Origin of the sequence: Sphingomonas sp. OV641 (assembly GCF_900109205.1) — a bacterium.
GTDB lineage: Bacteria > Pseudomonadota > Alphaproteobacteria > Sphingomonadales > Sphingomonadaceae > Sphingomonas.
In genome coordinates this window covers 449,632-476,201 of record NZ_FNZB01000001.1, presented here as the reverse complement: position 1 = coordinate 476,201, position 26,570 = coordinate 449,632, and the positions used below count along the sequence as shown (strand labels likewise).

Annotated in this window: 26 protein-coding genes; 15 read left to right on the top strand and 11 right to left on the bottom strand. The window is 64.7% G+C overall.

What is annotated here, in order from left to right; genetic code table 11:
- Window positions 1-15: 15 nt before the first annotated feature.
- Entirely contained in the window at window positions 16-1,569 is a 1,554-nt protein-coding gene (gene lnt / locus BMX36_RS02145) for an apolipoprotein N-acyltransferase (RefSeq protein WP_093063523.1), read from the bottom strand.
- 162 nt (window positions 1,570-1,731) lie between these two features.
- Here lnt and BMX36_RS02140 point away from each other — a divergent pair, with 162 nt between their 5' ends.
- Together BMX36_RS02140 and BMX36_RS02135 are read left to right on the top strand one after the other, a co-directional pair.
- Window positions 1,732-2,178 carry a VOC family protein gene (locus BMX36_RS02140; RefSeq protein ID WP_093063522.1) on the top strand — a complete coding sequence of 149 codons (447 nt, stop codon included), beginning with the start codon at window positions 1,732-1,734 and terminating at the stop codon, window positions 2,176-2,178.
- A complete protein-coding gene (locus tag BMX36_RS02135; RefSeq protein WP_093063521.1) occupies window positions 2,175-2,477 on the top strand; it encodes a polyhydroxyalkanoic acid system family protein in 303 nt (100 codons plus the stop codon). Before BMX36_RS02140 ends, BMX36_RS02135 begins: the two co-directional genes overlap by 4 nt.
- Window positions 2,478-2,502: 25 nt before the next feature.
- Here BMX36_RS02135 and BMX36_RS02130 read toward each other — a convergent pair whose 3' ends face one another.
- The 3 genes from BMX36_RS02130 to BMX36_RS02120 are packed head-to-tail and all read right to left on the bottom strand — an operon-like array spanning window position 2,503 to window position 5,422.
- Window positions 2,503-3,516 carry an inorganic phosphate transporter gene (locus tag BMX36_RS02130; protein ID WP_093063520.1) on the bottom strand — a complete coding sequence of 338 codons (1,014 nt, stop codon included), beginning with the start codon at window positions 3,514-3,516 and terminating at the stop codon, window positions 2,503-2,505.
- A gap of 15 nt (window positions 3,517-3,531) precedes the next feature.
- Entirely contained in the window at window positions 3,532-4,176 is a 645-nt protein-coding gene (locus BMX36_RS02125) for a DUF47 domain-containing protein (protein ID WP_066779940.1), read from the bottom strand.
- Between the two features lie 46 nt (window positions 4,177-4,222).
- Complete coding sequence (locus BMX36_RS02120; protein ID WP_093063519.1) at window positions 4,223-5,422, bottom strand: penicillin-binding protein activator; 1,200 nt, start codon at window positions 5,420-5,422, stop codon at window positions 4,223-4,225.
- Between BMX36_RS02120 and rsmI the strand changes: the two genes are divergently transcribed.
- Window positions 5,421-6,266 carry a 16S rRNA (cytidine(1402)-2'-O)-methyltransferase gene (gene rsmI, locus BMX36_RS02115; protein WP_093063518.1) on the top strand — a complete coding sequence of 282 codons (846 nt, stop codon included), beginning with the start codon at window positions 5,421-5,423 and terminating at the stop codon, window positions 6,264-6,266. The genes BMX36_RS02120 and rsmI overlap by 2 nt on opposite strands.
- A gap of 17 nt (window positions 6,267-6,283) precedes the next feature.
- On the opposite strand, the gene BMX36_RS02110 is transcribed toward rsmI, so the two are convergent.
- The gene (locus BMX36_RS02110; protein ID WP_093063517.1) at window positions 6,284-7,192 is read right to left on the bottom strand and encodes a calcium-binding protein; all 909 of its coding nucleotides are present in this window, start codon (window positions 7,190-7,192) and stop codon (window positions 6,284-6,286) included.
- Window positions 7,193-7,482: 290 nt separating this feature from the next.
- Here BMX36_RS02110 and BMX36_RS02105 point away from each other — a divergent pair, with 290 nt between their 5' ends.
- The 3 genes from BMX36_RS02105 to BMX36_RS02095 all read left to right on the top strand — a co-directional run bounded on the left by BMX36_RS02105 (window position 7,483) and on the right by BMX36_RS02095 (window position 9,683).
- A complete protein-coding gene (locus BMX36_RS02105; RefSeq protein ID WP_093063516.1) occupies window positions 7,483-7,872 on the top strand; it encodes a YraN family protein in 390 nt (129 codons plus the stop codon).
- Window positions 7,873-7,992: 120 nt separating this feature from the next.
- A complete protein-coding gene (gene gshB / locus BMX36_RS02100; protein WP_093063515.1) occupies window positions 7,993-8,946 on the top strand; it encodes a glutathione synthase in 954 nt (317 codons plus the stop codon).
- A gap of 128 nt (window positions 8,947-9,074) precedes the next feature.
- Window positions 9,075-9,683, top strand: coding sequence for a DedA family protein (locus BMX36_RS02095; RefSeq protein ID WP_066780858.1), 609 nt, complete (start codon window positions 9,075-9,077; stop codon window positions 9,681-9,683).
- A 605-nt stretch (window positions 9,684-10,288) separates the two neighbouring features.
- On the opposite strand, the gene thiS is transcribed toward BMX36_RS02095, so the two are convergent.
- The gene (gene thiS, locus BMX36_RS02090; RefSeq protein ID WP_082746292.1) at window positions 10,289-11,296 is read right to left on the bottom strand and encodes a sulfur carrier protein ThiS; all 1,008 of its coding nucleotides are present in this window, start codon (window positions 11,294-11,296) and stop codon (window positions 10,289-10,291) included.
- A 104-nt stretch (window positions 11,297-11,400) separates the two neighbouring features.
- Between thiS and aroQ the strand changes: the two genes are divergently transcribed.
- From aroQ to BMX36_RS02050, 8 genes are all read left to right on the top strand, one after another.
- A complete protein-coding gene (aroQ, locus tag BMX36_RS02085; protein WP_066780859.1) occupies window positions 11,401-11,847 on the top strand; it encodes a type II 3-dehydroquinate dehydratase in 447 nt (148 codons plus the stop codon).
- A 34-nt stretch (window positions 11,848-11,881) separates the two neighbouring features.
- Window positions 11,882-12,370, top strand: a complete 489-nt coding sequence (gene accB, locus BMX36_RS02080; protein ID WP_093063514.1) for an acetyl-CoA carboxylase biotin carboxyl carrier protein — start codon at window positions 11,882-11,884, stop codon at window positions 12,368-12,370.
- 1 nt (window position 12,371) lies between these two features.
- Window positions 12,372-13,721, top strand: a complete 1,350-nt coding sequence (accC, locus tag BMX36_RS02075; protein WP_093063513.1) for an acetyl-CoA carboxylase biotin carboxylase subunit — start codon at window positions 12,372-12,374, stop codon at window positions 13,719-13,721.
- Window positions 13,722-13,891: 170 nt separating this feature from the next.
- On the top strand, window positions 13,892-14,212 hold the full coding sequence (locus tag BMX36_RS02070; protein ID WP_093063512.1) for an arsenate reductase family protein: 321 nt from the start codon (window positions 13,892-13,894) through the stop codon (window positions 14,210-14,212).
- Complete coding sequence (locus tag BMX36_RS02065) at window positions 14,209-15,645, top strand: phospholipase D-like domain-containing protein (RefSeq protein ID WP_256210620.1); 1,437 nt, start codon at window positions 14,209-14,211, stop codon at window positions 15,643-15,645. Before BMX36_RS02070 ends, BMX36_RS02065 begins: the two co-directional genes overlap by 4 nt.
- 70 nt (window positions 15,646-15,715) lie before the next feature.
- Window positions 15,716-17,359 (top strand): calcium-binding protein, encoded by a 1,644-nt coding sequence (locus tag BMX36_RS22290; protein ID WP_093063511.1) that lies wholly within the window; start codon window positions 15,716-15,718, stop codon window positions 17,357-17,359.
- 58 nt (window positions 17,360-17,417) lie between these two features.
- Window positions 17,418-19,640: a phosphoribosylformylglycinamidine synthase subunit PurL gene (gene purL, locus BMX36_RS02055; RefSeq protein WP_093063510.1), complete on the top strand. Its 2,223-nt coding sequence runs from the start codon at window positions 17,418-17,420 to the stop codon at window positions 19,638-19,640.
- 280 nt (window positions 19,641-19,920) lie between these two features.
- On the top strand, window positions 19,921-20,967 hold the full coding sequence (locus BMX36_RS02050) for a hypothetical protein (protein ID WP_143058495.1): 1,047 nt from the start codon (window positions 19,921-19,923) through the stop codon (window positions 20,965-20,967).
- Between the two features lie 160 nt (window positions 20,968-21,127).
- Here BMX36_RS02050 and BMX36_RS02045 read toward each other — a convergent pair whose 3' ends face one another.
- From BMX36_RS02045 to lepA, 5 genes are all read right to left on the bottom strand, one after another.
- Window positions 21,128-21,892 (bottom strand): pentapeptide repeat-containing protein, encoded by a 765-nt coding sequence (locus BMX36_RS02045; protein ID WP_093063508.1) that lies wholly within the window; start codon window positions 21,890-21,892, stop codon window positions 21,128-21,130.
- Complete coding sequence (locus BMX36_RS21270; RefSeq protein ID WP_143058494.1) at window positions 21,885-22,703, bottom strand: hypothetical protein; 819 nt, start codon at window positions 22,701-22,703, stop codon at window positions 21,885-21,887. The genes BMX36_RS02045 and BMX36_RS21270 overlap by 8 nt, the downstream gene beginning before the upstream one ends.
- 198 nt (window positions 22,704-22,901) lie before the next feature.
- A complete protein-coding gene (locus BMX36_RS02040) occupies window positions 22,902-23,174 on the bottom strand; it encodes a type II toxin-antitoxin system RelE/ParE family toxin (protein ID WP_093063507.1) in 273 nt (90 codons plus the stop codon).
- Window positions 23,144-23,359, bottom strand: a complete 216-nt coding sequence (locus BMX36_RS02035) for a type II toxin-antitoxin system RelB family antitoxin (RefSeq protein ID WP_093063506.1) — start codon at window positions 23,357-23,359, stop codon at window positions 23,144-23,146. Before BMX36_RS02035 ends, BMX36_RS02040 begins: the two co-directional genes overlap by 31 nt.
- 192 nt (window positions 23,360-23,551) lie before the next feature.
- A complete protein-coding gene (gene lepA / locus BMX36_RS02030) occupies window positions 23,552-25,348 on the bottom strand; it encodes a translation elongation factor 4 (RefSeq protein WP_066778938.1) in 1,797 nt (598 codons plus the stop codon).
- Between the two features lie 406 nt (window positions 25,349-25,754).
- Between lepA and BMX36_RS02025 the strand changes: the two genes are divergently transcribed.
- Window positions 25,755-26,534, top strand: coding sequence for a CsgG/HfaB family protein (locus BMX36_RS02025; RefSeq protein ID WP_066778935.1), 780 nt, complete (start codon window positions 25,755-25,757; stop codon window positions 26,532-26,534).
- Window positions 26,535-26,570 lie beyond the last annotated feature (36 nt).

The following is a 26,570-nucleotide window of genomic DNA, read 5'->3' as shown; positions in this document are numbered from 1 at the left end:
GATAGCTTTATATGCCTATCGTGGCCGGCGGCGAATGGCAATGGCTGTGCCGCCCAGCAGAATGGCGACAATGGCGGCGAGCCAATTGCCCAACCTGGAGAACAGCGTGGGTGGCGCCGGTTCGGGAAGCGGTACCTCGATCGCGCCGGCCTGTTCATGCGGAACGGTGGCGATCAGCCGGCCGTCCGCGGCGATCACCGCGGAGATGCCATTGGGCGTTGCGCGGATAACCGGCAGCCCCTCCTCGATCGCCCGCATCCGCGCTTGCGCCAGATGCTGCGGCGGCCCCCATTTGCCGAACCAGGCATCGTTAGACGGGTTGAAGATCAGGCGCGGACGCGCTGCCGGATCCACCACTTGCCCCGAGAAGATGATCTCGTAACAGATCTGGACGCCGATCGCGCCAAAGCCGGGAACTCCCAGTGCACGCGGCCCGGGCCCTTCCGCAAAGTCCATCGCCCCCGGCACCAGCCGATCCAGCCCCAGCCGCTTCAGCAACCAGGGCATGGGGAGGTATTCGCCATAAGGCACCAGATGCGCCTTGTCGTACCGCTCCTTGCCTAGCCGCGCGCGCGGGTCGACCGCAAACACCGAATTGGTCGCGGTCACGGCGTTGCCCGCCTTGTCGAACTGCAGGGCGGTGCCGCCGGTCAGCAGCATGTCGCGCGGGCCCAGCAATCGCGCCATGCGCCAGCGTAGCCAGAACGGATCGGATCCATAAGCGTAATCGGGATATCCGTCCTCCAGATAGTCCCGGATTACCCCTTCCGGCCAGACGATCAGCCGTGGCGCGGGGCCGGGCGTCCCCGAAAGCTGGGACAGCTTGGCGAGCATCATCTCCCCATCGCTTTCGCCACGCGCATCCTGCGGCACGTTGGGCTGAACGACGCGCACGCGCGGCTGATCCGCACGCACGGCGGCAACCGGTGCGCCGTCGTTATAGCTCAGCCATTGCGCACCGAGCAGCGCCGCGACCACGACGACGATCGCGACGCCTGACGCTGGCCGGCGCGGCACCAGCAGCAGCGTCCCGGCAAGCAGTACGGTCAGGCCGGACAGCGCATAGGTACCCACCCACGCGGCTCCATGCGCCACCGGCTGCACTGGTATCCAGATCACGCTCAGGGGATCCCAGGCATAGCCTGTGAACATCACGCTGCGCAGCCACTCGCTGACGATCCACGCCGCCGCGAACGCCAGCACATAGCTGGCGCCCGGCCTGAACCCCCGCAGCCGCCAGGCAAGCCCGGCCGCGAGCGCCGGATACACCGCAAGGTAGAGCGCCAGCGCCAGCGGCGCGACATAGCCCAGCACGGGCGGCATCTTGTCCTGAAAATCAAACGCGTGCTGGAACCAGTTGTTGTTGATCGTGAAGTTGCCGACGCCGAACGCCCAGCCGCTCCACAAGGCCGCCTTCAGGGTCGGCGCCCGGTGCACGATCCCCATCCAGGCGGCGAAACAGGCGATCGTCAGCCACCAGAGTTGCAGGGGCGCAAAGCCGCAGGCTGCCGCCGCTCCCAGCAAAAGGGAGGCAAGCGCCGGCCGGCGGGACAGGAAGGACAAGGTCATCGCCGGCCCGCTACCAAAGATGCGGGGCCGCGGGAAATGGCCGATGGAGGAAACTTGTCCGTCTCCAGCGTCAGTCAGCGCGCCGGCGCCGCTTCGCAAGCCCGTTCGCATTCCTTGTCGCGCCCCTTTCCGCTTCCGGTAAGGATCGTGTATCACTGCCGCATGACACTTCGCCCCTTCCACCTCGCCTTTCCCGTGCACGATCTCGCCGCAGCGCGCGCCTTCTACGGCGACGTGCTCGGTTGTCGTGAAGGCCGCTCCAGCGATCACTGGATCGATTTCGATCTTGGCGGGCATCAGATCGTCGCACACCTCGATCCGAACGCCCGCCCGGGCGGCACCAGCAATCCGGTCGACGGCCACGACGTGCCCGTGCCGCATTTCGGCGTAGTGCTGACGATGGCCGACTGGGAAGCGTTGTCGGCGCGCGTGGAGCAGGCCGGCATCAGCTTCGGCATCGCCCCGCACGTCCGGTTCAAGGGGCAGCCCGGCGAGCAGGCAACCATGTTCTTCCGCGATCCGTCCGGCAACGCGCTTGAGTTCAAGGCGTTTGCCGACGACGCCCAGCTCTTTGCCACGGAGCTCGCGCCGCAGGAGACCGCTCAGTGACCGCCCCGATCGAGGTTGATATTCCCCACACGCTCGGCACCGCCCCCGCCAAGGAGCGCATCGGTAGCAGCTTCGGCAAGCTCGCCGACTTCATACCCGGCGGCGCCGTGACGGAGCATCGCTGGCAGGGAAATACGCTTCACTTCACGGTGGAAGGGCTTGGCCAAAGGGTCGCCGCCCGGCTCGATATCAGCGACGCGAACGTCCATGCCACGTTCGAGCTGCCGGCCTTCCTGGCGATGTTCTCGGACAAGATCCGCGCCAAGCTTCAGAAGGAAGCACCCAAGCTGCTCGAATGAGGCGGCCCGGGCGCTTCCTTGTCGATCAGAACAGCAAGGTCAGCGCGTAAAAGGCTGCGCCCACCGCTGCGGAGCAGGGGATGGTGATGATCCAAGCGACCACCACGCTGCTGGCGGTGCCCCAGCGGACGGCGGAGGTCCGCCGCGCAACGCCGGCACCGATGATGGCGCCGGTGATCGTGTGCGTGGTGGATACCGGAATGCCCATCGCGGATGCGGTGAACAGCACGATCGAGCCACCGGTCGATGCGCTGAAACCCTGGTGCTGGGACAATTTGGTGATCCGCGAGCCCATCGTCTCGATGATCTTCCAGCCGCCAGACAGCGTGCCGAGGCCAATCGCGACATAGCAGCTGATCGCCACCCAGTGCGGCACCTCGAATTCGCCGGTCAGATAACCGGTCGAATAAAGCAGCACCGTGATGATCCCCATGGTCTTCTGCGCATCGTTCAGGCCGTGGCTCAGCGAGTAAGCCGCGGATGATACGAGGTGCAGCGCACGGAAGCTGGTTTCCGCCTGCCGCGCCGTGCGGCGCCGCAAGGCCCAGCTGCTCGCCAGCATCACCAGCATGGCGAGGATCATGCCGAGCGTGGGCGACACCACGATCGCCAGCAGGGTCTTGGTAAGCCCGCCCACATGGATGCTGTTGACGCTGGCATGAGTCACGCCGGCCCCGACCAGACCGCCAACCAGGGCGTGGCTGGAAGAAGAGGGAATGCCCTTCTGCCAGGTCACGATGTTCCAGAACATGGCTCCGCCCAGCGCACCGAAGATCACGGCGGGGGTCACGACATCCTGGTCGATCAGCCCCTTGCCGATCGTTTCGGCGACGGCGTGCAAACCGGGCACGGCAAGCGTCAGGAAATAGGCGGCAAAGTTGAAAAAGGCCGCGAACACCACCGCCTGAACGGGCGTCAGCAGGCGGGTGGCGACCACTGTTGCGATTGAGTTGGCGGCGTCATGCAGGCCGTTCAGGAAATCGAACGCCAGTGCCAGGGCGATCAATCCGATCAGCAGCGGGAGAGCAAGCTCATGCATGTGAGGCTGGATCGCTCAGGCGTGATCGATGACGATGCCGTCGATCTCGTTCGCCACGTCCTCGAACGCGTCGGAGATCTTTTCGAGATGCTTGTAGATCTCGCGCTCGACGACGAACTGCATCGCATCGCCGCCATGGTAATGCTCGAACAGGCGCTTCAGCCCACGCTCGTGCATTGCGTCCGCCTCGCCTTCCAGCTGGACGAGTCGCTCGGTCAGCTGGTGGATGCGGGGGCCGTTGCGCGCCACATCGCGCAGCAATTGCATCGCCTCCACGGTCACGGCGGCCGCTTCGGTCATGCTGCTCGCCATCTGGTGCATGTCCGGCGTGAAGCTGCGCACGCCATACAGGCTGACCGCGGTCAGCGCGGCATCCATGGCGTCGATCGCGTCATCCATCGATCCGATCAGGTCGCTGATCGCGCTGCGATCGAACGGCGTCAGAAACGTGATCCGAACGGTCTGCAGCACGGTGCGGGTGATTTCGTCCGCCTGATGCTCCAGGTCCTTCACCTCGGCGATGATCTTCTCGGGGTTGGTATCGCCGGCGAACAGCCGGGTGGTCGCCTCCGCCGCGCGCAGCGTGACGGCTGCGTGCGCATCGAACAGCTCGAAGAAATTGCCGCGCTTCGGAAGGAGGCGCTGGAACCAGGCGAACATCAGAGATGATCCTTGTAGGAAAGGTAACGTGTTGAAAGATTACCCGTCAGCGCCCGAAGCTGGCGGGCGCCGGCGAGACGACCGAGGTGCTGCCGCTGCGGATTTCCTGCACCTCCAGCGCGCGTTCCGCCACGCCGTCGCGGCCGAAGCGGAAGGCACCGTCGATGCCGGCATAGCCTTCGCCGGAGCGCAGCCGCGTATCCGGGAACGGTGCGCCGACCTTCCAGTCGCGGGAGATGCGCGCCGTCAGCAGCACGGCATCATAGCCAAGGCTCGACAGGCGATAGGGTGCCGTGCCGAAGCGCGCGCGATACTTCGCGGCATATTGCCGGTACAGCGTGTTGGAAACGCTGGCGAACCATGCGCCGTTCAGCGCCGGCCGGCTCGCCACAGCATTGTCGCTGTTCCACAATTCGGTGCCGAGCACCTTGGCATTCGGGCTGGCCTTGCGCAGCAGCGGCACGGCCGTCGCCGCGGTTCCGCTCGAATCGGCAATCAGGACAGCGTCGAACGGCGCATCCTTGGTCATGCGGGTCACCGCCGCGCCCACACCGCCGGCGGTGCGATCATAGGTCTGCAGCGCCACCACCCGGCCGCCGGCGGCTTCCACCGCGCGCAGGAAGGTAGTCGATGCTCGCGTGCCATATAGAGCGTTGGGGACCAGCCCGCCAAAGTTCGTCACGCCGCGGCTGCGCGCGAACTCGACCACGCGTTCGATTGACTGCGATGGCGTGTAGCCCATCAGGTACACGCCTTCGCCAGCGACGCTGTTGTCGTTGGAAAAGGCCAGCACCGGCACACCGGCGCGCCGCGCGATCGGAGCCACCGCACGCACATCCTCGGACAGCAACGGGCCGAGGATCAGCTGGGCGCCATCCGCCACAGCCCGCTGGGCCGCCGCCGCCGCGCCGGTCGCGGTGTCGTAATTGGTGATGCGGACCTGCTCGTTGCGCGTGTCCAGCAGGGCAAGCTGAGTCGCATTGGCCAGGCTCTTGCCCACGCCCGCGTTCGTTCCCGACAGCGGCACCAGCAGGGCGACGCGATTGCGCGCGGTGTCGCGCGGGATGCCGGCCTCCACGCCCAAGTCCGGCCGTGCCGCCGGGGGCGGCGCAGTGGTCGGGCCGGTCGGACCGGCCGGGCCGCGCGGCACCACGGTGGAGCAGGCGGAAACGAGCAGCGCCGCCACGGCGACAAACCCGCGGACGAAGGTATTCGCCCGTTGCGATACGGTTGCGGCCTCTGCCATGACACTCCTCGTGGAAAAACTAAGCCCCGGCCTGTACATCGTCGCTACCCCGATCGGCAATCTCGGGGACCTGTCTCCACGTGCCGCCGACATTCTGTCGCGGGCGGACCTAGTCGCGGCAGAAGACACTCGTGTTACAATTGGATTACTAAGGCACATCGGCATCAAGCGACCGATGACCCCCTATCACGATCACAATGCCGATCATGTCCGTCCGCAATTGATCGCACGATTGGGAACGGAGGCGATCGCGCTGGTGTCCGACGCGGGAACGCCGCTCATTTCCGATCCGGGCTACAAGCTGGTGCGCGATGCCCGTGCGGCCGGCCATGCGGTGGTGACGATCCCCGGTCCCTGCGCCGCGGTGGCCGCGCTCACCCTTGCAGGCCTCCCGACCGATCGCTTCCTGTTCGCAGGCTTTCTGCCGTCCAAGGCCAAGGCGCGCGCGGATACCATCGACGAACTCGGCGCCGTCCGCGCGACCCTAATCTTCTATGAAAGCGGCCCGCGGCTCGGCGCCACGCTTGCCGCGCTCGCGGCGCAGCTCGGCGATCGAGAGGCGGCGGTCACGCGCGAGATCACGAAGAAGTTCGAAGAGGCCGTGACCGGCACGCTTCCCACGCTGGCGCAGCGTTATGCCGACGCGCCGCCCAAGGGCGAGATCGTCATCGTCGTCGCCCCGCCCGGTGAGGCGCCGCCCGCCAGCGAGGAAGACGCGGATGCCGCGCTGGCCGAGGCGCTGAGCCGCCTCCCCGCCGCCAAGGCCGCCGGAGAGGTGGCGAAGCGCCTCGGCCTCGATCGAAAGGCGCTCTACGCCCGCGCCCTCGCGCTGAAGGAAGCCTGAGGCGCGCCTGCCGGCGGTTACAGCAGGAAGTCCGCCGCGGTGAAGGCGAATGCCTGCGCGGGATCGGTGAGCAATTCGATGCGATCGCTCGGCGCGCCACCGATCTGCGACAGATCGATCGTGACGATGCCCGTCGCGGCGTCCCGGCTGGTCGCCGCCACGATCTTGTCGAAGGTGACGGTGGCGAACAGGCCGTTGATGGCGATCCGATCTTCGCCTTGCGCGAAGTCGATGATCCGGTCCCGGTTGGTTCCATAGGTGAAGGCGAAGATGTCGCCGCCCTCCCCGCCGACCAGCCGGTCCCGCCCCGACCCGCCATCCAGGATGTCGATGCCGCCGCCGCCCCACAGCTGGTCGTTCCCGCCACCACCGCGAAGCTCGTCCGCACCATCGCCCGCCCGGAGGATGTCGGCGCCGCTCCCGCCGGAAAAGCTCACGCGCTCCACGCCAGTGATCACCGTTCCGTCCGCCAGCGTCTGCGCCCGGTGCGGCATGGAGAAATCGGCCTTGAATGCGACATTGCTGTCCTGGCGGAGCAACACGGCAAGGTCATCGCCCGAGCCGCCGTCGATCAGGTCGGCATTCTCGCTGTAGATCGTGTCGTTGCCGGCGCCACCCAGCAGCTGGTCATAGCTGGTGTCCGGTGAGCGTCCATCGCCGCCCGACAGCCAGTCGTCCCCGGCATCGCCGGACACGAGATCAGCGCCCTGCCCGCCACGCAGCACGTCATTGTCGTCGCCGCCGAACAGGCGATCGTCGCCGTCCTCGCCGTCCAGATAGTCGATACCGCCCTCGCCAAGGATGAAATCGCTTCCGGCGCCGCCGAACACGAAATCCATCCCGCCGCCGGCGATGATGTCGTCGTCACCGGCAGTCCCGTACAATTCATCATCGCCTGCAGAGCCGATGATCAGCGTCCTCGCCATTGCGTTGCTCCATCTGTCTGGAGGATCGAACCGGTCGAGGCTCCGGCCCGAATGCGGGAGCCGCCGTCGACGGGGGCGAAACCTATTCCTCGTCGCGCCTCAGGCCAGAGGCGCATCGGGAGTAGCGCGCCGGCGACGAACGGCCTGCCAACCAGCGACAAGAGGCCGAACGGACAGCCTGGGCGCGAGATCTTCCCCGTTCAGGGGCGACCCCGGATTGACGAGGAGAGACCCGCGCGTCGCGCCGCCCTCCCCCCACATCTTGCCCGCGGCGCGGCGACGGCGCAGACATGCCTGCCATGCGCCCCGCCCGCTCGCGTCTCAGCCCCGATCAACGCCGCACCGCCGAATCCGCCGGCCGGCGCGGCGAACGGCTCGCCGCCTGGTGGCTGCGGCTCAAGGGCTGGCGCATCCTCGATCATCGCGTGCGCACCCCGGCGGGCGAGGTGGACCTGATCGCACAAAAGGGAAAGTTGATCGCCTTTGTCGAGGTGAAGGCGCGGTCCAGTGCGGCCGAGCTGGACTTCGCCATCGACAAGCGCCGGCTCGCCCGCGTCGCGGCGGCCGCCGAGCTGTTGATGCCGCATTATGCCACCGCCGGGGAGGATATCCGCGTGGATGTGATCCTTTTGGCGCCCGGCGCCGCGCCGCGGCACATCGAGAATGCCTGGATCGGGTGACAAGCCAGGCGCACCGCCCTACCTGCCGGTAGACGCCGCATCTCCCGCGGCCTGTTATTGCCACTGCACGGCCAGGGAAGGGTGCCCGCCTTTCTCCAGCCGGGCCGAACGGAGGTTTGCGTGAGTCTCACCGTCGCCGTCCAGATGGACCCGCTCGAATCGATCAACATCGCGGGTGATTCCAGTTTCGCGCTGATGCTGGCGGCGCAGGCGCGCGGCCACCGCCTGTTCCATTACGCGGCGGAGGATCTGAACTGGTCGGACGGTCGCTTGTGGACGCAGGCGCGGCCGGTGACGGTACGGCGGGAGGTCGGTAATCACTTCGATGCCGGCGACCCCGTCAGCCTCGATCTCGGCGACGCGGCCGATGTCGTGCTGATGCGGCAGGATCCGCCCTTCGATCTTGGCTATATCACCGCCACGCACCTTCTGGAGCGGATCAGCGATCGCACCCTGGTGGTCAATGATCCCGCCAGCGTCCGCAACGCGCCCGAGAAGGTGTTCGTCCTCGATTACGCGCGCTTCATGCCCCCCACGCTCGTCACCCGCTCACTCGACGAGGCGCGCGCTTTCCTGCGCCAGCACGGTGCCATCGTGGTCAAGCCGCTCCACGGCAATGGCGGCAAGGCGATCTTCCGCGTCGGGCCTGAGGGTGAAAATCTTTCTGCGCTGATGGAGGTGTTCAACACTGCCTACCGCGAGCCGCACATGGTGCAGGCGTTCCTTCCCGACGTGGCCAAGGGGGACAAGCGCATCGTACTGGTCGACGGCGAGGTCGCCGGCGCGATCAATCGCCTGCCCGGTGAAGGCGAGATCCGCAGCAACCTGGCGGTCGGCGGGTCGGCAGAAAAGACTGAGCTGACCGATCGCGAGCGCGAGATCTGCGCCGCGCTCGGCCCGGAACTGAAGCGGCGCGGGCTGATCTTTGTCGGCATCGACGTGATCGGCGGCGAATGGCTGACCGAGATCAACGTCACCTCGCCCACCGGGATCGTCGCCATCGAACGATTCGATGGCACGGACGTGGCCGGGCTGATCTGGGATGCCATCGAACGGCGCGTCGCGGCGCGCTGATCCTCTGCTCGCGCCACGGAAACTACGCAGCCGCTACCACGCTTGCAACAAAGCGGGCATAGCGCGTGGGCGGGCGAGTGTGAAATCCGCCGACCCTCCGGCTTCAACTGGACGATTGCTGACCCTCAATGACTGACATCATCATCGATCTGATCGCCCGCGGGGGGTACATCGGCATTTTCCTGCTGATGGCGCTGGAAAATATCATTCCGCCGATTCCCTCGGAGGTCATCATGGGCCTGGGCGGCATGGCCGTCGCTCGCGGCCAGATGGATCTGTGGTGGCTGATCTTCTGGGCCACGCTGGGCACCACCGCTGGCAACATGTTCTGGTATGAGATCGGCCGCCGCCTCGGCATTCAGCGGTTCAAGCCGATCGTCGATCGCTATTCGCGCTGGATGACGATGGAATGGGATGATGTGGAGCAGCTGAATCGCTTTTTTCAGAAATACGGCCATTGGGTGATCTTCGTCTTCCGGTTCCTCCCCACCTTCCGCACGGTGATCTCGCTCCCTGCGGGCATGGCCAAGATGCCGCTTTGGAAGTTTCTGCTGTTCACCTTTGTCGGCAGCGCGATCTGGAATGCGGTGCTCGCCGGCGCCGGACTGTTCCTGGGGCTGAAGATGGAGCAGGTGGAAAAGTTCGTCGGCCCGCTCGCCGTCGCCACGGTGGTCGCGATCGTATTGCTCTATTTCTACCGCGTCTTCACCTGGAAGCCGCGCGAACAGCGCGGCTGATCGCCTCGCCGCCGAACCCCACCGTCATCCCCGCGAACGCGGTGATCTAACGCTCAGCAAACGCTACGCTCGCCAACCAGCCACAGCGCCCGTACCCACCGTCGCCCTCCGGTTTGATCCAGGCTCCTCGAAGCACCTCCCCGGCGAAGGCCGGGGTCCAGCTGGGAAAGCGTTGGCAAAGTCCGATGTGCATGCCAGCTTTGTCGCGCAACTGGGCCCCGGCCTTCGCCGGGGAGGCGGATCAATCTGGCTGGATCAAATTCTGAAACACGCGTCACCCACGCGCAGGTGGGGATCTAACATTCCGCAAAGGCCGCGTTAGCCAATCAGCCACAGCGCCCGAAATCCAGCGTCATCCCCGCGAACGCGGGGATCCAACGTTCCGCAAACGCTGCGCTCGCCAACCAGCCACAGCGCCGCCCGCCTCACCCGATGCCGGCCTTCTCGGCTCACACGGCGCGGCCTGCCAAACGCACCGCGTCATGCCGGGCTCGTCCCGGCATCCACCGGGCCGCGCACCTCATCCCACTGGATTCGCGAAACCGCGCCCCGGCATTGCTCCAGCTGTAAGCAACGCCGCAGACGAAGCCGCCAAAGCCCGGCCCTCAGATCAACCCGGCAAGCGGCGATGACGGATCGGCGTAGCGACGAATGCCCATGCGCCCGGCGCGGTACGACAGGCGCCCCGCCTCCACCGCTGCCTTCATCGCCGCCGCCATCATCACTGGCTCTTTCGCCTCGGCAATGGCCGTGTTCATCAGCACGCCGTCGCAGCCCAGCTCCATCGCCACCGCCGCGTCGCTCGCCGTGCCGACACCGGCATCGACCAGCACCGGCACCTTGGCGCCTTCCACGATCAGCCGGATCGTCACGCGGTTCTGAATGCCCAGCCCCGATCCGATCGGCGCGCCCAGCGGCATGATCGCCACCGCGCCCGCTTCCTCCAGCTGCTTCGCGGCGATCGGATCGTCGACGCAATAAACCATCGGCTTGAAGCCTTCCTTCACCAGGACCTCGGTCGCCTTCAGCGTCTCGCGCATGTCGGGATAGAGCGTGCGCGCCTCGCCCAGCACCTCCAGCTTCACCAGATCCCAGCCGCCCGCCTCGCGCGCCAGCCGCAGGGTGCGGATCGCCTCGTCGGCGGTGAAGCAGCCGGCCGTATTGGGCAAATAGGTGTAGCGCTTGGGATCGATGAAGTCGGTCAGCATCGGCGCGTTCGGGTCGCTGACGTTCACGCGCCGCACTGCCACCGTCACGATCTCCGCGCCCGATGCTTCCACCGCGGCGGCATTTTGCGCGAAGTCCTTGTACTTGCCCGTGCCCACGATCAGCCGCGACCGGAACGTCTGCCCCGCCACCGTCCAGCTGTCGGTCGCAACGGATGCACCGTGATCCCCGCCGCCCACGAAATGGACGATCTCGATATCGTCGCCATCCTCCACGCACACCTCGGCCAGGGTCGAACGCGGCACCACTTCCAGGTTGCGCTCCACCGCCACCTTCTCGGGGATCAGCCCCAGTTCGGTCGCCAGCTGCGCCAGCGTCAGCCCCGCGGTGACGCGCCGGTGCGCGCCGTTCACGGTGATCGATACGGTTCCGTCGGTATGGGGCATGATGTCCTTCGCGGGCGCACGCGGCCCTTGTCATTTGTCGTTGGTCAGATGAATTGCCTTCCACCTAGGCTTGGCGCACATGCCGTTCAAGGAAGGAGCCTCGCTTGTCGTCGACGCCGAAAAATCTCGTGTACGTCCTGAACGGCCCGAACCTGAACCTGCTCGGCACGCGCGAGCCGGAAATCTACGGCCATGACACGCTGGATGATATCGCCGGTCAGCTAGAGGATCGCGCCCGTGAGCTCGGGCTGGAGGTCGACATGCGACAGTCGAATCACGAGGGGCATCTCGTTGATTGGCTGCACGAGGCGCAGGCCGAAGGCGCCAAAGCGGTGATTCTCAACGCTGCCGCCTTCACCCACACGTCGATCGCCATTCATGACGCGATCAAATCCGTCCGCACCCCGGTGATCGAGGTGCATTTGTCCAATCCGCACGCGCGGGAAGAATTTCGCCATCTCTCCTACGTCGGCCGTGCCGCACGTGGAACAATCGCAGGGTTCGGTGCGCTGTCGTACCTGCTCGCGCTTGAAGCGGCGGCGCGGTTCTGACACAGCGCGCGCCCTGTTCAGGGAAAGGGTCGCAATGAGCGATAAGGAAAACGGAGCGATGAAGGTCGACGTCGATCTCGTCCGCCAGCTTGCCGAGCTGCTCGACACGACGCAGCTCACCGAGATTGAGGTAGAGGACGGGGATCGCCGCATCCGCGTCGCGCGCAAGGCTGCCGCTGCCGCCGCGCCAGCCGTGTATCACGCACCAGCTCCGGCCGCCGCACCGGCACCGAGCACGGCCACCGCCGCGCTTCCGACGACCGAGCCCGCACCGGCCGAGCCGTCGCTCGCCAATGCCGTGCGCTCGCCGATGGTCGGCACCGCCTATCTCGCGGCGGAGCCTGGTGCCGCGCCGTTCATCGCGGTGGGCAAGCAGGTGCAGGCCGGCGACACGTTGCTCATCGTCGAGGCCATGAAGGTCATGAACCCGATCACCGCGCCCAGCGCCGGTACGGTGAAGGCGATCCTGGTCGACAATGGCCAGCCGGTCGAATTCGACCAGCCGCTGGTGGTCGTCGAGTAACATGCCGGAAATCAAGAAGCTCCTGATCGCCAATCGCGGTGAGATCGCGCTGCGCATCCACCGCGCCTGCCATGAAATGGGGATCAAGACCGTCGCGGTGCACTCCACCGCCGATGCGGACGCGATGCACGTCCGCCTCGCCGACGAGGCGATCTGCATCGGGCCGCCCGCTGCGGCGGAGAGCTATCTCAACATCGCCAACATCATCTCGGCCGCGGAAATCTCCGGCGCGGATGCGATCCACCCCGGCTATGGCTTCCTCAGCGAGAACGCCAAGTTTGCCGAAATCGTCGAGGCGCACGGGCTGATCTTCGTCGGGCCGAAGCCCGAGCATATCCGCACCATGGGCGACAAGGTGGAGGCGAAGCGCACCGCCGGCGCGCTCGGCCTGCCGCTCGTCCCCGGCTCGGATGGCGCGCTGACCGATTCGGCCGAGGCCAAGCGCCTCGCGCGTGACATCGGCTATCCGGTGCTCATCAAGGCCGCGAGCGGCGGCGGCGGGCGCGGCATGAAGGTCGTGCCGACTGAGGACGAGATGGACACGCTGATGGCGCAGGCCGGCAGCGAGGCGAAGGCCGCGTTCGGCGACGCCACCGTCTATATGGAAAAGTATCTCGGCAACCCGCGCCATATCGAATTCCAGGTGTTCGGCGACGGCAACGGGAATGCGATTCACCTCGGCGAGCGCGATTGCTCGCTCCAGCGCCGCCACCAGAAGGTGCTGGAGGAAGCCCCCTCCCCGATCATCTCCGCCGAAGAGCGCGAGCGGATGGGCGGCATCGTGGCGAAGGCGATGGCCGACATGGGCTATCGCGGTGCGGGCACGATCGAGTTCCTGTGGGAAAACGGTGAGTTCTACTTCATCGAGATGAACACCCGGCTTCAGGTGGAGCATCCGGTGACCGAGGCGATCACCGGCCTCGATCTCGTTCGTGAACAGATCCGCATCGCCGAGGGCCATCCGCTGACGCTGCGCCAGGAGGACGTCGTCTTCCGCGGCCACGCCATCGAATGCCGCATCAATGCCGAGGACCCGCGCACCTTCGCGCCCTCGCCGGGCCTGGTGAAGCAATATCACGCCCCCGGCGGCATGCACGTGCGCGTCGATTCGGGCCTCTACGCCGGCTACAAGGTGCCGCCTTATTACGACAGCATGATCGCCAAGCTGATCGTCTATGGCACCACCCGCCAGGGCGCGCTTCGCCGCCTGCGCCGCGCGCTGGAGGAGTTCGTGATCGAGGGGATGAAGACCACCATCCCGCTCCACCAGGCGCTGCTGGACGATCCCGAGTTCCAGAAGGGCGACTATACGATCAAGTGGCTGGAGGAATGGCTGGCTCGCCAACAATAACCAATCCGTCATCCCGGCCTTGAGCCGGGATTCAAGGTTCCGCGGACGTTGACGCACCTGAGTACCCGGCACGTTGGATCCCGGCGCAAGGCCGGGATGACGGAAGTGAAAGAGACATCGCGCCTTCACAATCCGGTGCGAGAAACCAGCAACCACAAGGGAGCGCGGCATTGAAGGCGACGATCTGGCACAATCCGCGCTGCTCCAAGTCCCGCGAGACGCTGGCGATCCTCAACGATGCGGGCATTGACGTCACGATCGTCGAATATCTGAAATCCCCGCCCAGCCGGGACGAACTCGCGCGCCTCTACGCCCGCGCCGGCATCGCGCCGGGCAATGCGATGCGCAAGGACGCGCCCAAGGCCGCTACCGATGATGCGGCGCTCGACACCATGGCGGCCGATCCCGCGACGATCGAACGCCCGCTGGTCGAAACGGAAAAGGGCGTCGTTCTCGCGCGCCCGCCCGAACGCGTCCGCACCATCCTGTGAACCTGCCCGAAGAGGCCCGCTGGCGCATCGAACGCGCGAGCCGCGCCGCGGTGGTGATCGACGCCGACACCTATTTTCGCGTCGCGCGCGCCGCCATGATGAAGGCGCGCAAGCAGATCCTGCTGGTCGGCTGGGATTTCGACGCGCGCATCCGCCTCGCCTGGAAGGATGAGCCGCCCGGCGTTCCCACGGAGGTCGGCGAGTTCATCAACTGGCTGGTCAAGCGCCGCCCCGATCTCAACGTCTATATTCTGCGCTGGGACAAGGGCGCGTTGAAGACGCTGTTTCGTGGCAAGACGCTGTGGACGCTCACCAAATGGCGTTTCCTGCGCAAGCGTATCCACCTGAAGCTCGATGGCCATCATCCGGTCGGCGCGTCGCAGCATCAGAAGATCGTGGTGATCGACGATTGCCTCGCCTTTTGCGGTGGCATCGACATGACGGACGAGCGCTGGGACACGCGCGCGCATCTCGATGATGATCCGCACCGCACCTCCCCCAGAGGTTTTGCCAACGGTCCGTGGCATGACGCGACAACGGCGCTCGAGGGGCCGATCGCCGCCGCGCTGGGCGACTTGTGCCGCACACGCTGGCAGATCGCGGGGGGTGAAGCCATTCCGGTGCCGCACGCTCCGGTTGATTGCTGGCCGGCAGACCTGAAGCCCGATTTCCGCAACATCGACGTCGCCATCTCCCGATCGCAGCCGGAATATGGCCCGCAGGAATCGATCCGGGAGATTGAGCAGCTCTACCTCGCGCTGATCGCCCGGGCGAAGCGGCGCATTTACGCTGAAAGCCAGTATTTCGCCTCGCGCCGGGTCGCCGAGGCGATCGCCCGGCGGCTCGATGAGCCGGACGGGCCGGAAATCGTCATCATCAATCCGGTCACCGCGCAGGGCTGGCTTGAACCGATCGCGATGGACACCGCGCGCGCCCGGCTGTTTCAGGCGTTGAAGCAGCGTGACGTCCACGGCCGCCTGCGCCTGTACCACCCGCACACCGCCGGCGGCACGCCGATCTACGTTCATGCCAAGGTGCTGGTGATCGATGAGGAAGTGATCCGCATCGGCTCTTCCAATTTCAACAATCGCTCGCTCCGCCTCGACACGGAGTGCGACGTGACGATCGAGCAGGACGGCGATCAGATTGCCGCGATCCGCGATGATCTGATCGCGGAGCACCTTGGGACCGAACCGGCCACCGTAACCGAAGCCATCGCCGCTTATGGCCTGATCGGCGCGATTGAGCGGCTGCGCGGTCGGGGCAAGACGCTCGTGCCCTATGAGGTTCCCGATCTCACCGGCGTGGAGGCGTGGCTGGCCGACAACAAGATCCTGGATCCGGAAGGTCCGGAGGAAATGTTCGAGCCATTGACCAAGCGGCAGCGCCTGCTCGCCCGATTGAAACGGAAACGTCACCGCCGCGTCGCGTGATGGTCATGTCCGCTGCCTAACCGACCTGCCGAGGTGCGTATTCTCGCACCGATACAGGGAGGCTTAGGGCATGGCACGGATCAGGGTTCGCGATGGCGAGACGATCACGACGGAAACGATCGTCGGCGCTGGTGACGCGCTGTGGATTCGTGAAGGCGGCACCATTGCCCGCACCGGCGGTGCGCCTGCCGTGCGCATCACCGGCAACGACGCGATCGTCCGTAACGATGGCACCATCTCCGTGACCGGCAGCAGCGATGCCGCATTGGTTGGTGAGTTCTCGGGCGTGCTGGATCTGCGCCTTTCCAACCGCGGCACCATCTCGGCCGATGCGGTCGCCGTGGAACTGTCGTCGGAAACCGGCACCACCGGCGACGTGCTGTTCACCAACTTCGGCTCGATCATCGGTGGCGATGATCATGCGATCGCGATGCGCGATCTGCGTGCAAGCACGATCACGCTCCGCAACATGGCGGGTGGCCTGATCACCAACGATGGCGATTCGGATGTGGTCCGCCCCGGCCATGACGCCGCGACCGCGATCACCGTGATCAATGGCGGCACTATCCTCGCCGGCAACTTGGACGGCGAAACGTCGGGCGGCGATGCGATCGATTTCCAGCCGAAGGACGGCGGTGTCGCTGGCAAGGTCGTCAACCTTTCGACTGGTCATATCGAAGGCGGCAAGCATGGCATCACCGGCGCGAATGACGCCCTGATCCAGAATGCGGCTGGCGGCGTCATCATCGGCCGCAACGGTTCGGGCGTGAACTTTGATACCGAGGCTGCCGATGGCGACGGCTATGTCACGGTCGTCAACAACGGCCTGATCAGCGGTCGCTATGACGGCTTCGGCGATGGCGATGGAGACGGCGTGGACGTCGACTATCTCGTCAGCATCCGCAACACCGGCACGATCGAGGGGATCGGGGCGGATCTTATCGAGAATTTCGCTGATGGCATCGCCGCCGGCGGTGGCCGCATCAACAATCTCGCTGGCGGTCTCATTCATGGCCAGAGCAACGGCATCCTGATCGACGATGGCGATCGCAACGGCGCCTATGCCGAAACCACGTTGATCAATGACGGCACCGTCTCGGCCGAACTTGGCTATGCCGTCCGCTTCATTGGCGATTTTGACGACCTCATCATCAACAGCGGCACCATCGCCACCGATGCGGAGATTGCGATCGACGCGGGCGCCGGCGACGACAAGGTCCGCAATCAGGGCCAGATCATCGGCAATGTCGATCTGGGCGAAGGCAATGATGACTATCGCGGTGACGGTGAAGTCGCAGGCGAAATCTGGGGCGGTGCTGGCGACGACGTGATCGCCGGCGGTGCCGGCGCGGACGTGATCGTCGGTGGCGAAGGCAGGGATCGGCTCACCGGCGGTGCTGGCAACGATGTGTTCGTGTTTGCCGACGTGAACGACAGCGGCGCCACCTTCGGCACGGCCGATCGCATCGTGGATTTCACCGCCGGTGATCAGATCGATCTGTCGGGCATCGATTCGAATCCGGCAGAGGCGGGCGATCAGGCCTTCTCCTTCATCGGCGATGCGGCGTTCAGCGGCGTGGCAGGCGAGCTGCGCATCGCGGCGGATCGCGGCAACACCGTGATCTACGCCGATATGGATGGCGACATGGCTGCGGACTTCGCCCTTGTCGTCGTTGATCTGGTCGATCCGTCGGTGCTTAGCCTGCAACTCTGATGCACTTGGAGGCGGTCGGTGTGGTGACACCGGCCGCCTCCATCGCTATCGCGCGCGCATGACCGCCATCACTGCTGAAGTCGTCGCCGAACACGGCCTGTCCCCCGAGGAATATGACCGCGTGCTCCACGCGCTCGGCCGCGAGCCGAACCTGGTGGAACTCGGCATCTTCTCGGTGATGTGGTCGGAGCATTGCTCCTACAAATCCTCGCGAATCCACCTCAAGAAGCTGCCGACCGAGGCGCCCTGGGTGATCTGCGGCCCGGGCGAGAATGCCGGCGTCATCGACATCGGTGACGGTCAGGCCGCGATCTTCAAGATGGAGTCGCACAACCACCCGTCGTACATCGAGCCCTATCAGGGCGCGGCGACCGGCGTCGGCGGTATCCTGCGCGACGTGTTCACGATGGGCGCGCGGCCCGTGGCGAACATGAACGCTTTGCGCTTCGGCCGCCCCGATCACCCGAAGATGCGCCACCTCATCTCGGGCGTGGTTCATGGCATCGGCGGTTATGGCAATTGCGTCGGCGTGCCCACCGTAGGCGGCGAGGTGAACTTCCACCCCGCCTATGACGGCAACATCCTCGTCAACGCGATGACGGTCGGCGTCGCCGACACCGACAAGATCTTCTATTCGGCCGCCAGCGGCGTCGGCAATCCGATCGTCTATGTCGGCTCGAAGACAGGCCGCGACGGCATCCACGGTGCGACGATGGCCTCCGCCGATTTCGGCGAGGATGCCGAGGAAAAGCGCCCCACCGTGCAGGTCGGCGATCCGTTCACCGAGAAGCTGCTGATCGAGGCCTGTCTCGAGCTGATGGCCTCCGACGCGATCGTCGCGATTCAGGACATGGGCGCGGCGGGCCTCACCTCCTCCAGCGTCGAGATGGCGTCCAAGGGCGGTGTCGGCATCGAGCTGGTCATGGACGACGTGCCCCAGCGCGAAACCGGCATGACGCCGTACGAGATGATGCTCTCCGAATCGCAGGAGCGCATGCTGATGGTGCTCAAGCCCGGCCGCGAAGCCTTCGCCGAGGCGATCTTCCGCAAGTGGGAGCTGGATTTCGCGGTCATCGGCCATGTCACCGATACCGGCCGCATGGTGCTGAAATGGCAGGGCGATGTGGTCTGCGACATTCCGCTCGCCCCGCTCGCCGACGAGGCCCCGCTCTACGATCGTCCGCACGTCCCCACCCCGCCCGCCAAGGCGCTGGTGAACGTGCCGGAGTGCAAGGACATTGCCGCCGATCTCCTGACCCTGATGGGCTCGCCCGACATCGCCTCGCGCCGCTGGATCTGGGAGCAATACGACCACATGGTCGGCGCCGACACCGTCCAGCGCCCCGGCGGTGACGCCGCGGTCGTCCGCGTCCACGGCACCGACAAGGCGCTGGCGATCACCACCGATTGCACCCCGCGCTATTGCTACGCCGACCCGGTCGAGGGCGGCAAGCAGGCGGTCGCCGAGACGTGGCGTAACCTCACCGCCGTCGGCGCGAAGCCGCTCGCGATCACCAACTGCCTGAACTTCGCCAACCCCCAGCGCCCCGAGATCATGGGCCAGATCGTCGGCTGCCTCGACGGCATGGGCGAGGCGTGCCGCGCGCTCGACTATCCGATCGTCTCCGGCAACGTCTCGCTCTACAATGAGTCGAAGGCGACCGGCGGCGGCAGCGCGATCCTCCCCACCCCCGCGATCGGCGGCGTCGGCCTGATGGCGGACTGGACCAAGAGCGCCACCATCGCCTTCAAGGGCTCGGGCGACGTGATCCTCGCGGTCGGCACGCGCCGCGGCGATCTCGGCCAGTCGCTCTGGCTGCGCGAGGTGCACGGCCGCGAGGAAGGCCCACCGCCCCGCGTCGACCTCCAGCAGGAGAAGGCGACCGGCGATCTCATCCGCCAGGCGATCGACCTTGGCCAGCTCTCCGCCGTCCATGACGTCTCCGATGGCGGCATCGCCGTCACGCTCGCGGAAATGGCGCTCGCCGGCAACATCGGCGCGATGATCGACCGCAAGCAGCCCTATGATTGCGCGCACAGCTTCTTCGCCGAGGATCAGGGCGTCTACATCGTCACCGTCCACGATCACGCGCTGGCCGATTTCCTCCACGCCGCGCTCGACGCCGGGGTGGAGGCTGAGCCGATGGGCCGCACCGGCGGCAAGCGCCTGATCTTCGAGCGGCCCGATCGCGACGATGTCGTCTCGCTCGACGCGCTGCGAGAGGCGCACGAAGCCTTCTTCCCGAAGCTCATGGGCGCGGAGGTATCGCTGGAGGGCTGATCCGCCCCCGCACACCCCCACCCCGCACGCGCCCTTCGACTACGCTCAGGACGAACGAAGACAACAGCGCACCCCTCGCGCGTCCCCCCACACCCACGGCCCATCCATCCCCCCCCCCGTTCGTGCTGAGCGAAGTCGAAGCACGTGCCAGGCAACGCCACACCCGGCACAAGCCCTTTGACGTCGCCCAGCACGAACGAAACCAACAGCGCACACCCCAGACCACCCCCCAACCACCCCCGCTGTCCTACACCCGCACGTTCGTGCTATGTTCCGCGCCATGCAGCCACTCCTCTCCCCTCCGGCCGCCCAGCCCGGCGCGCCCGCCCCCGCCCCCGCGGCTCCCGATCCGCTCGCCTTCACCCCCGTGCCCCGCAAGCACCGGCACGATGGCTGGACGGCGGAGCGGCAGCGCGGCTTCATCCACGCGCTCGCCGAAACCGGATCGGTAAAGGCCGCCGCCCGCCGCATCGGCAAGACCACGGAGGGCGCCTATCACCTGCGCCGCCAGCCGGAGGCGGAAAGCTTCCGCGCCGCCTGGGAGGCCGCGCTCGCCAGCGGCGTCCAGCGCCTCACCGATATCGCCATGGAGCGCGCGATGGAGGGCGTCCCCGTCCCCGTCTTCCACAAGGGCGAGCAGGTCGGCGAGCGCCGCTGGTACAATGATCGCCTGCTGATGTTCATGCTGAAGCATCACCTGCCCGATCGCTACAGCAACACCGCGCTCGCCCCCGGCACCAAGCACCCCGAGACGATCGCGCGCGAGGCGGCCAAGCAATGCCCCGCCTGCCGCGAGCGCGCCGAGGCGGACGAACGCCGCGCCTTTGCCGAGGCGGAGGCCGCCAAGCAGAGCAGCGAGGAATTCCTCGTCCACCTCATGCGCACCTATCAGATCAAGGTGCAGAGCGAGCGCCGCGAGCGCCTCGCCGGCAATTGGGCCGCCGCCGATTTCTACCTGCGCCAGCTCAACTTCTTTGAGCTGATCCTCGAAGGCTGCGGCGAGCGCATGGACATCATCGACATGCACACCCGCACCCGGCGCGGCGACGGCATGTACGAGCGGGAGATCAACTGCGGCACGCTCACCCCCATCCTCGACAAGCTGCGCCGCGACATCTGGGAAGCCGCCGACGAGCCACCCCGCCCACCGATCGACCTGCGCGAGTTCCTGCCCGGTTCATGGATGGACTATCAGGGGGATACGGCAAGGGAGCGCCAGCACGCCCGCGCCGAGGCGCAGCGGCGGATCGCGGAGTCGCAGGCGGTGTGGGAGGCGTCAGCGAACGAGGAGACGTGGCGCCGCTTCAAGGAGCTAGGCGGAGCCTAGCGACTGTCGCGGAAGCGGCGCGCAGCGACGACCGCCTCTAGACGTTGATTTGGTGACGTACACAAAAAGCGAGATGACGGAAGCTCGTCCTGAAACAACTCAGCCTGACAGCCACCGGCGGTGAGCTGCTTTGTAATCCTCATCATCATCAAGTTCGTTGTTATTCGTAAAGGTCAACTCGGTTCACCAAGTCTTCGAAATATCTCAAATACTCAGCAGTATCCCTATGCTGCAAGTAGGCCGGCACACTTCCACCATGCCTTAATTCACTGTCCTTTAAGCGAAGACGACGAAGAAGGAGCAAGTGCTCAAGCCTTTGATGACTGATAGTTTCAAAAGGTTTGTTGTTCCCACCCACAAGGAGAGCCGCACAAGGCTGCTCTATTAAAGAGATGTATTTTTTCAGGGGCTCTCTTTTGTCCTGAAAAAATAGCTTCCTACATCCTGCGATAATAGACTGCGACGTCTCTATCGCGACCACTTTATTAGCCCTGGCCTTGCGTAGTGATGATGTGCTTATACCAGCATGAACAGAGAAGTTTTCAAGAGATATCCCAAGCATAGATATTATAGCATCCATGAGACCCGCTCTGAATTTTACAAATACTAACAGGTCTCTAGCGGGGAAGTTTATTATCTCTTCCGCATTAAATTCGTACTCGTCACGCAACCATTGCTGGTTTCGATCAAGAACACTAAGGTTAAAGCAACCCGGATCGAAGGAAATGCTGCTCAGATTAGAGAACCGCAAGTCGGCGCCGTCGAAGTTCATTCCCGAAAGGTTTTGAGATGAAAGGTCTAAACCGGTCAGATCCGCACCATTGAAGAATCTAAACGCATCTCGTCCTGACAACTTGACTAGATATTGCAACTCGTGTGAATCGCTTTTCAGCATAGACACAACGCGTTCCAGCTTCTCAATCATTGTCCTGCTCTGCCACTATAAGATCCGCAATTGTAACAGCGGAAAACAGATCTCCAAACTCCCCCGTTTCCAACTCCATCTCTCGCAATGTGAATTTAAGGTGCTGAATAGCCGCCGCTTTGTTAACGTTATTAAACGCCGCTTCCTTCAAAGAACTCAAAAATGACGTGTCTTTCAAGGTTAGCTCTGTAATAGCTATGTCTTCAAGCTTACATGTAACGATAGCTTTGATGATTGGCTCAATTTTTGGTTGGCCACCAGTTTTTATTTTAGCTGACAACCTTGGTTCCTCGACTGGGTCCCAAGGCTGCCCCTCTAATGTCTCAGACTGACCCGGCTTGAGCTCCCAAGCGTACTCGTTAAGTCCTGACGGAAGAGGAAGAGCTATAATCCTAGGAACCTCCTGAACAACTTTTATTTTGTCTTCCATTTCTTTAGCTTCAGACTTTTTCGAACCTCCGGATAGACTTATCGCCATAGAAGATGGACTCAGCTTCCCTCCCAACTCCGCATTACTTCTAACCTCGTCCCGTGCCCTTGATATACGAGTAAGCTCCCCCTTGTTCTTGGGTATACTTCTAGCAACGCTGTTACGCTCAATGATCAGGGGCCTTTCTAAGTTAAGCGTAAGTAGCGCGCGCTTTAGAGCGATATTAAACGTAAATGGGAAATCGGGATTATCTCCACCTACCCTCCCCCCTCTGAAGCTCAGCTCAACATGAACGGAGAAGCTCTCACCATTGAAACGCATTGGCTCATGCCACGCGTCAATCGAAAGCACCTCTGCTAACACACGACGTTTATTGCTCATTCTTCCCTCCTACTTAACCGCCATGCTACTACGAAGCGTGCGGATGAAAAGGAAGATGTTGTTGCCAGTCCGCTCGTCGGCTCGCGATCTGTTTGCACTTCCGCAGCAGCAACGGGACAACTCACGTTTAAGTCATGACGTCGTGCTAGAACCGAGCACGCACGATCCGCCCACCGTCGAAAACGACCTGAGCCGCCATTAGGAATAGCTTCGCCGACTATGCATCACGCTTACGATCTCGAGCGCGTCGCGGCCTACCTGATAAACCAGAATATAGTTGGGGTGCACGACCGCCTCACGTGTACCGGCTACACGCCCGCGCCGATACATGAAGGGATGATCAGGCAAGCGCTCCGCGCACGCCTCGATGTCCTCTTGCAAACGCCGCGCCGCCGCCACGTTCCGTTCGGCTATGTAGGAAACAATCGCCTTTAGAACATTCAGCGCCCTGCCGCGCCAGACCAGCCGCAAGCGTGTTTGCCTGCACGATTGTGCCCGTCGATGATCGCCCGCACCTGCGCCATGGCATCGTCATGGGCGACGACCGGCCGATCATCTGCCAATGACGCGGCTACCTTGGCGCGAAACCAGGCGTCATAGGCCTCGGCCGCTTCCTCGCTGTCGAACTCGGACACGATGGGCGAAAGTTCGTTCACGCGATCAAGGTACGCCTTCGATGGCGAAATGCAACGAACTGGGCCGAACCTGGGTCAATCCGCCCCGCGCCGCGGCAAAGCCGCGTCGTCGATCGACACGCCCGGTGGGCCCGGGCGGTCGTCGGCCGCGCTTGCGCTGATCCTCGCCTAGCTCGGCGATTGCTGGCGCAATCGCCTCCCTAGCCTCGGGCGCTACGCGTCATCCCCCATCCTCAGCGCTGCAATAAACGCCTCCTGCGGGATGCTCACCGAGCCATATTCCCGCATGCGCTTCTTGCCTTCCTTCTGCTTCTCCAGCAGCTTGCGCTTGCGCGTCGCGTCGCCGCCATAGCATTTCGCGGTCACGTCCTTGCGCAGCGCGGCGATCGTCTCGCGCGCGATCACCTTGCCGCCGATCGCCGCCTGGATCGGGATCTTGAACATATGGCGCGGGATCAGGTCCTTCAGCCGCTCGCACATGCCGCGCCCGCGCGTTTCCGCCGATCCGCGGTGGACGATCATGCTCAGAGCGTCGACCGGCTCGTTGTTCACCAGGATGCTCATCTTGACGAGGTCGCCCTCGCGATAGCCGATCTGGTGATAGTCGAAGCTGGCATAGCCGCGGCTGATGCTCTTCAGCCGGTCGTAGAAGTCGAACACCACTTCGTTGAGCGGCAGTTCGTACGTAACCTGCGCGCGCCCGCCGACGTATGTCAGGTTCTTCTGGATGCCGCGGCGGTCCTGGCACAGCTTCAGGATGGAGCCGAGATATTCGTCGGGGACGTAGATCGTCGCCTCGATCCACGGCTCGGCGATCATCTCGATCTTGTTGGGATCGGGCATGTCGGCCGGGTTGTGCAGCTCGATCTGCCCGCCCTCATGCGTCAGCTCGATCTCATACACCACGCTCGGCGCGGTGGTGATGAGGTCCAGGTCATATTCGCGCGTCAGCCGCTCCTGGATGATCTCCAGGTGGAGCAGCCCCAGGAAGCCGCAGCGGAAGCCGAAGCCAAGCGCGGCGCTGGTCTCCATCTCGAAGGAGAAGCTGGCGTCGTTCAGGCGCAGCTTGCTGATCGATTCGCGCAGTTTCTCGAAATCGTTGGCGTCGACCGGGAAGAGGCCGCAGAACACCACCGGCTGCACTTCCTTGAAGCCCGGCAGCGGCTCGGCCGCAGGCCTCTTGGCGTCGGTCAGCGTGTCGCCGACGCGCGCCTGCGCCACGTCCTTGATCTGTGCGGTGATGAAGCCGATCTCGCCGGGGCCGAGGTCGGTCAGCTGCTCGATCTTGGGGCGGAAACAGCCGACGCGGTCCACCAGATGCTGCGTGCCGGCCTGCATGAAGGTCACCTGCTGGCCCTTCTTCAGCGTGCCGTCGATCACGCGCACCAGGATGACGACGCCAAGGTACGGGTCGTACCAGCTGTCGACCAGCATCGCCTTCAGCGGCGCGTTGGCGTCGCCCTTGGGTGCCGGGATGCGCTCGACCACCGCGTCCAGGATTTCCTCGATGCCGATGCCGGATTTGGCGCTGGCCAGCACCGCGCCGCTCGCGTCCAGGCCGATCACCTCCTCGATCTCGGCCTTCACCTTTTCGGGTTCGGCCGCGGGCAGGTCAATCTTGTTGATGACGGGCACGATCTCATGGTCATGCTCGATCGACTGGTACACGTTGGCGAGCGTCTGCGCCTCCACGCCCTGCGCCGCGTCCACGACGAGCAGCGCGCCCTCGCACGCGGCGAGGCTGCGGCTGACCTCATAGGCGAAGTCGACGTGGCCGGGCGTGTCCATCAGGTTCAGGACATGGCCTTTCCATTCCAGGCGCACCGTCTGCGCCTTGATGGTGATCCCCCGCTCCTTCTCGATCTCCATGTTATCAAGCACTTGCGCGCTCATCTCGCGCTCGGAGAGGCCCCCGGTGCGCTGGATCAGCCGGTCCGCCAGGGTCGACTTGCCATGGTCGATATGCGCGATGATCGAGAAGTTACGGATCTTGGAAAGCTCAGTCGCCACGAAATTCTGCCAGCTTGAGTGATGCCGCGCGCGTTAGCACCATGCGCGGCAATGCCAAAGCGCCACCTTCGTCGCGCGCGCCCGCAGCTTCGTCGCGCACAAAGCACACCCGTCGCGTGGCGCACGCCGCGCCGCACCGCCGCCGCTAGATGCGCGTCATCAAATCAGGAGCAAAGCCATGACCCGCACCCTCTTCTCACTCGTCGCCGCCGTCACCGCCAGCGCCCTTTGCCTCGCGCCGACTCTATCAGCCGATTTCAGCGCAGCGCCGCTCGTTCAACAGCTCGCATGATCGGTCCACGCTGGCGAGCGATGTCGTGCAGTGATAAGATCGCTTCACACGAAATTGTCATGCAAACCGCAGATCAGGAACAATCGCGGAAAGCAAATTAGGGGGAATTACAGGATGCGCACGCCCATCTTTATTGCCGCAGCAGCCGCACTGCTCGCCGGCTTTCCTGCCACAGCGCAGAACAAGGGTTCGTCCGCTCATCAGGCGCAACAGAAGGGTGAGGCGCAGATCCCCGTGTGCACCAAGCGATTGGGTTCGCTGGCAATCGTGGAGCCCGACAATCAATGGTGGCGTGAGCTGAATCTTGGCAGCCCAGAGGCCATCATCAAGATCTTCGTGCAGAAATCCGGCTGCTTCACCATGGTAAACCGTGGCCGCGCGATGGCCAGTCGTAACATGGAACGCGCGATGGCCGACTCGGGAGAGCTCCAGGCCAATTCGAACCTGGGCAAAGGCCAGGTACGCGCCGCCGATTACTTTCTGCAGCCCGACATTGTCACCGCAAACCGCAACTCGGGCGGCGGCGGCCTGGGCGGGGTACTCGGGGGTGTGGGCGGCCTGTTCGGCGGCGCGGGGAGCGCCATCGGCGCCATCGCGGGTGGCATCAACGTGAAGAAGGGTGAAGCCAAGACCACGCTCAGCCTGGTGAATGCCCGCACCACCGAGGAGGAGGCGATGACGGAGGGCTATGCCCGCAAGTCGGACATCAGCTTCGGTGGGGGCGGAGGCGTATTTTCCGGCGGCACGTTCGGCGGGGCCGCTGGCGGCGGCTACCAGGACACGGCGATCGGCCAGATCATCGTGCTGAGCTATCTCGACGCTTATACGAAGCTGGTGTCGCAACTCGGCGGTCTGCCGGACAATGCGGCCGCTGCCGCACCGCGCGCGCAGTGAGGGCGCGTATCTGGTGACACAATGGGCGGGATCGGC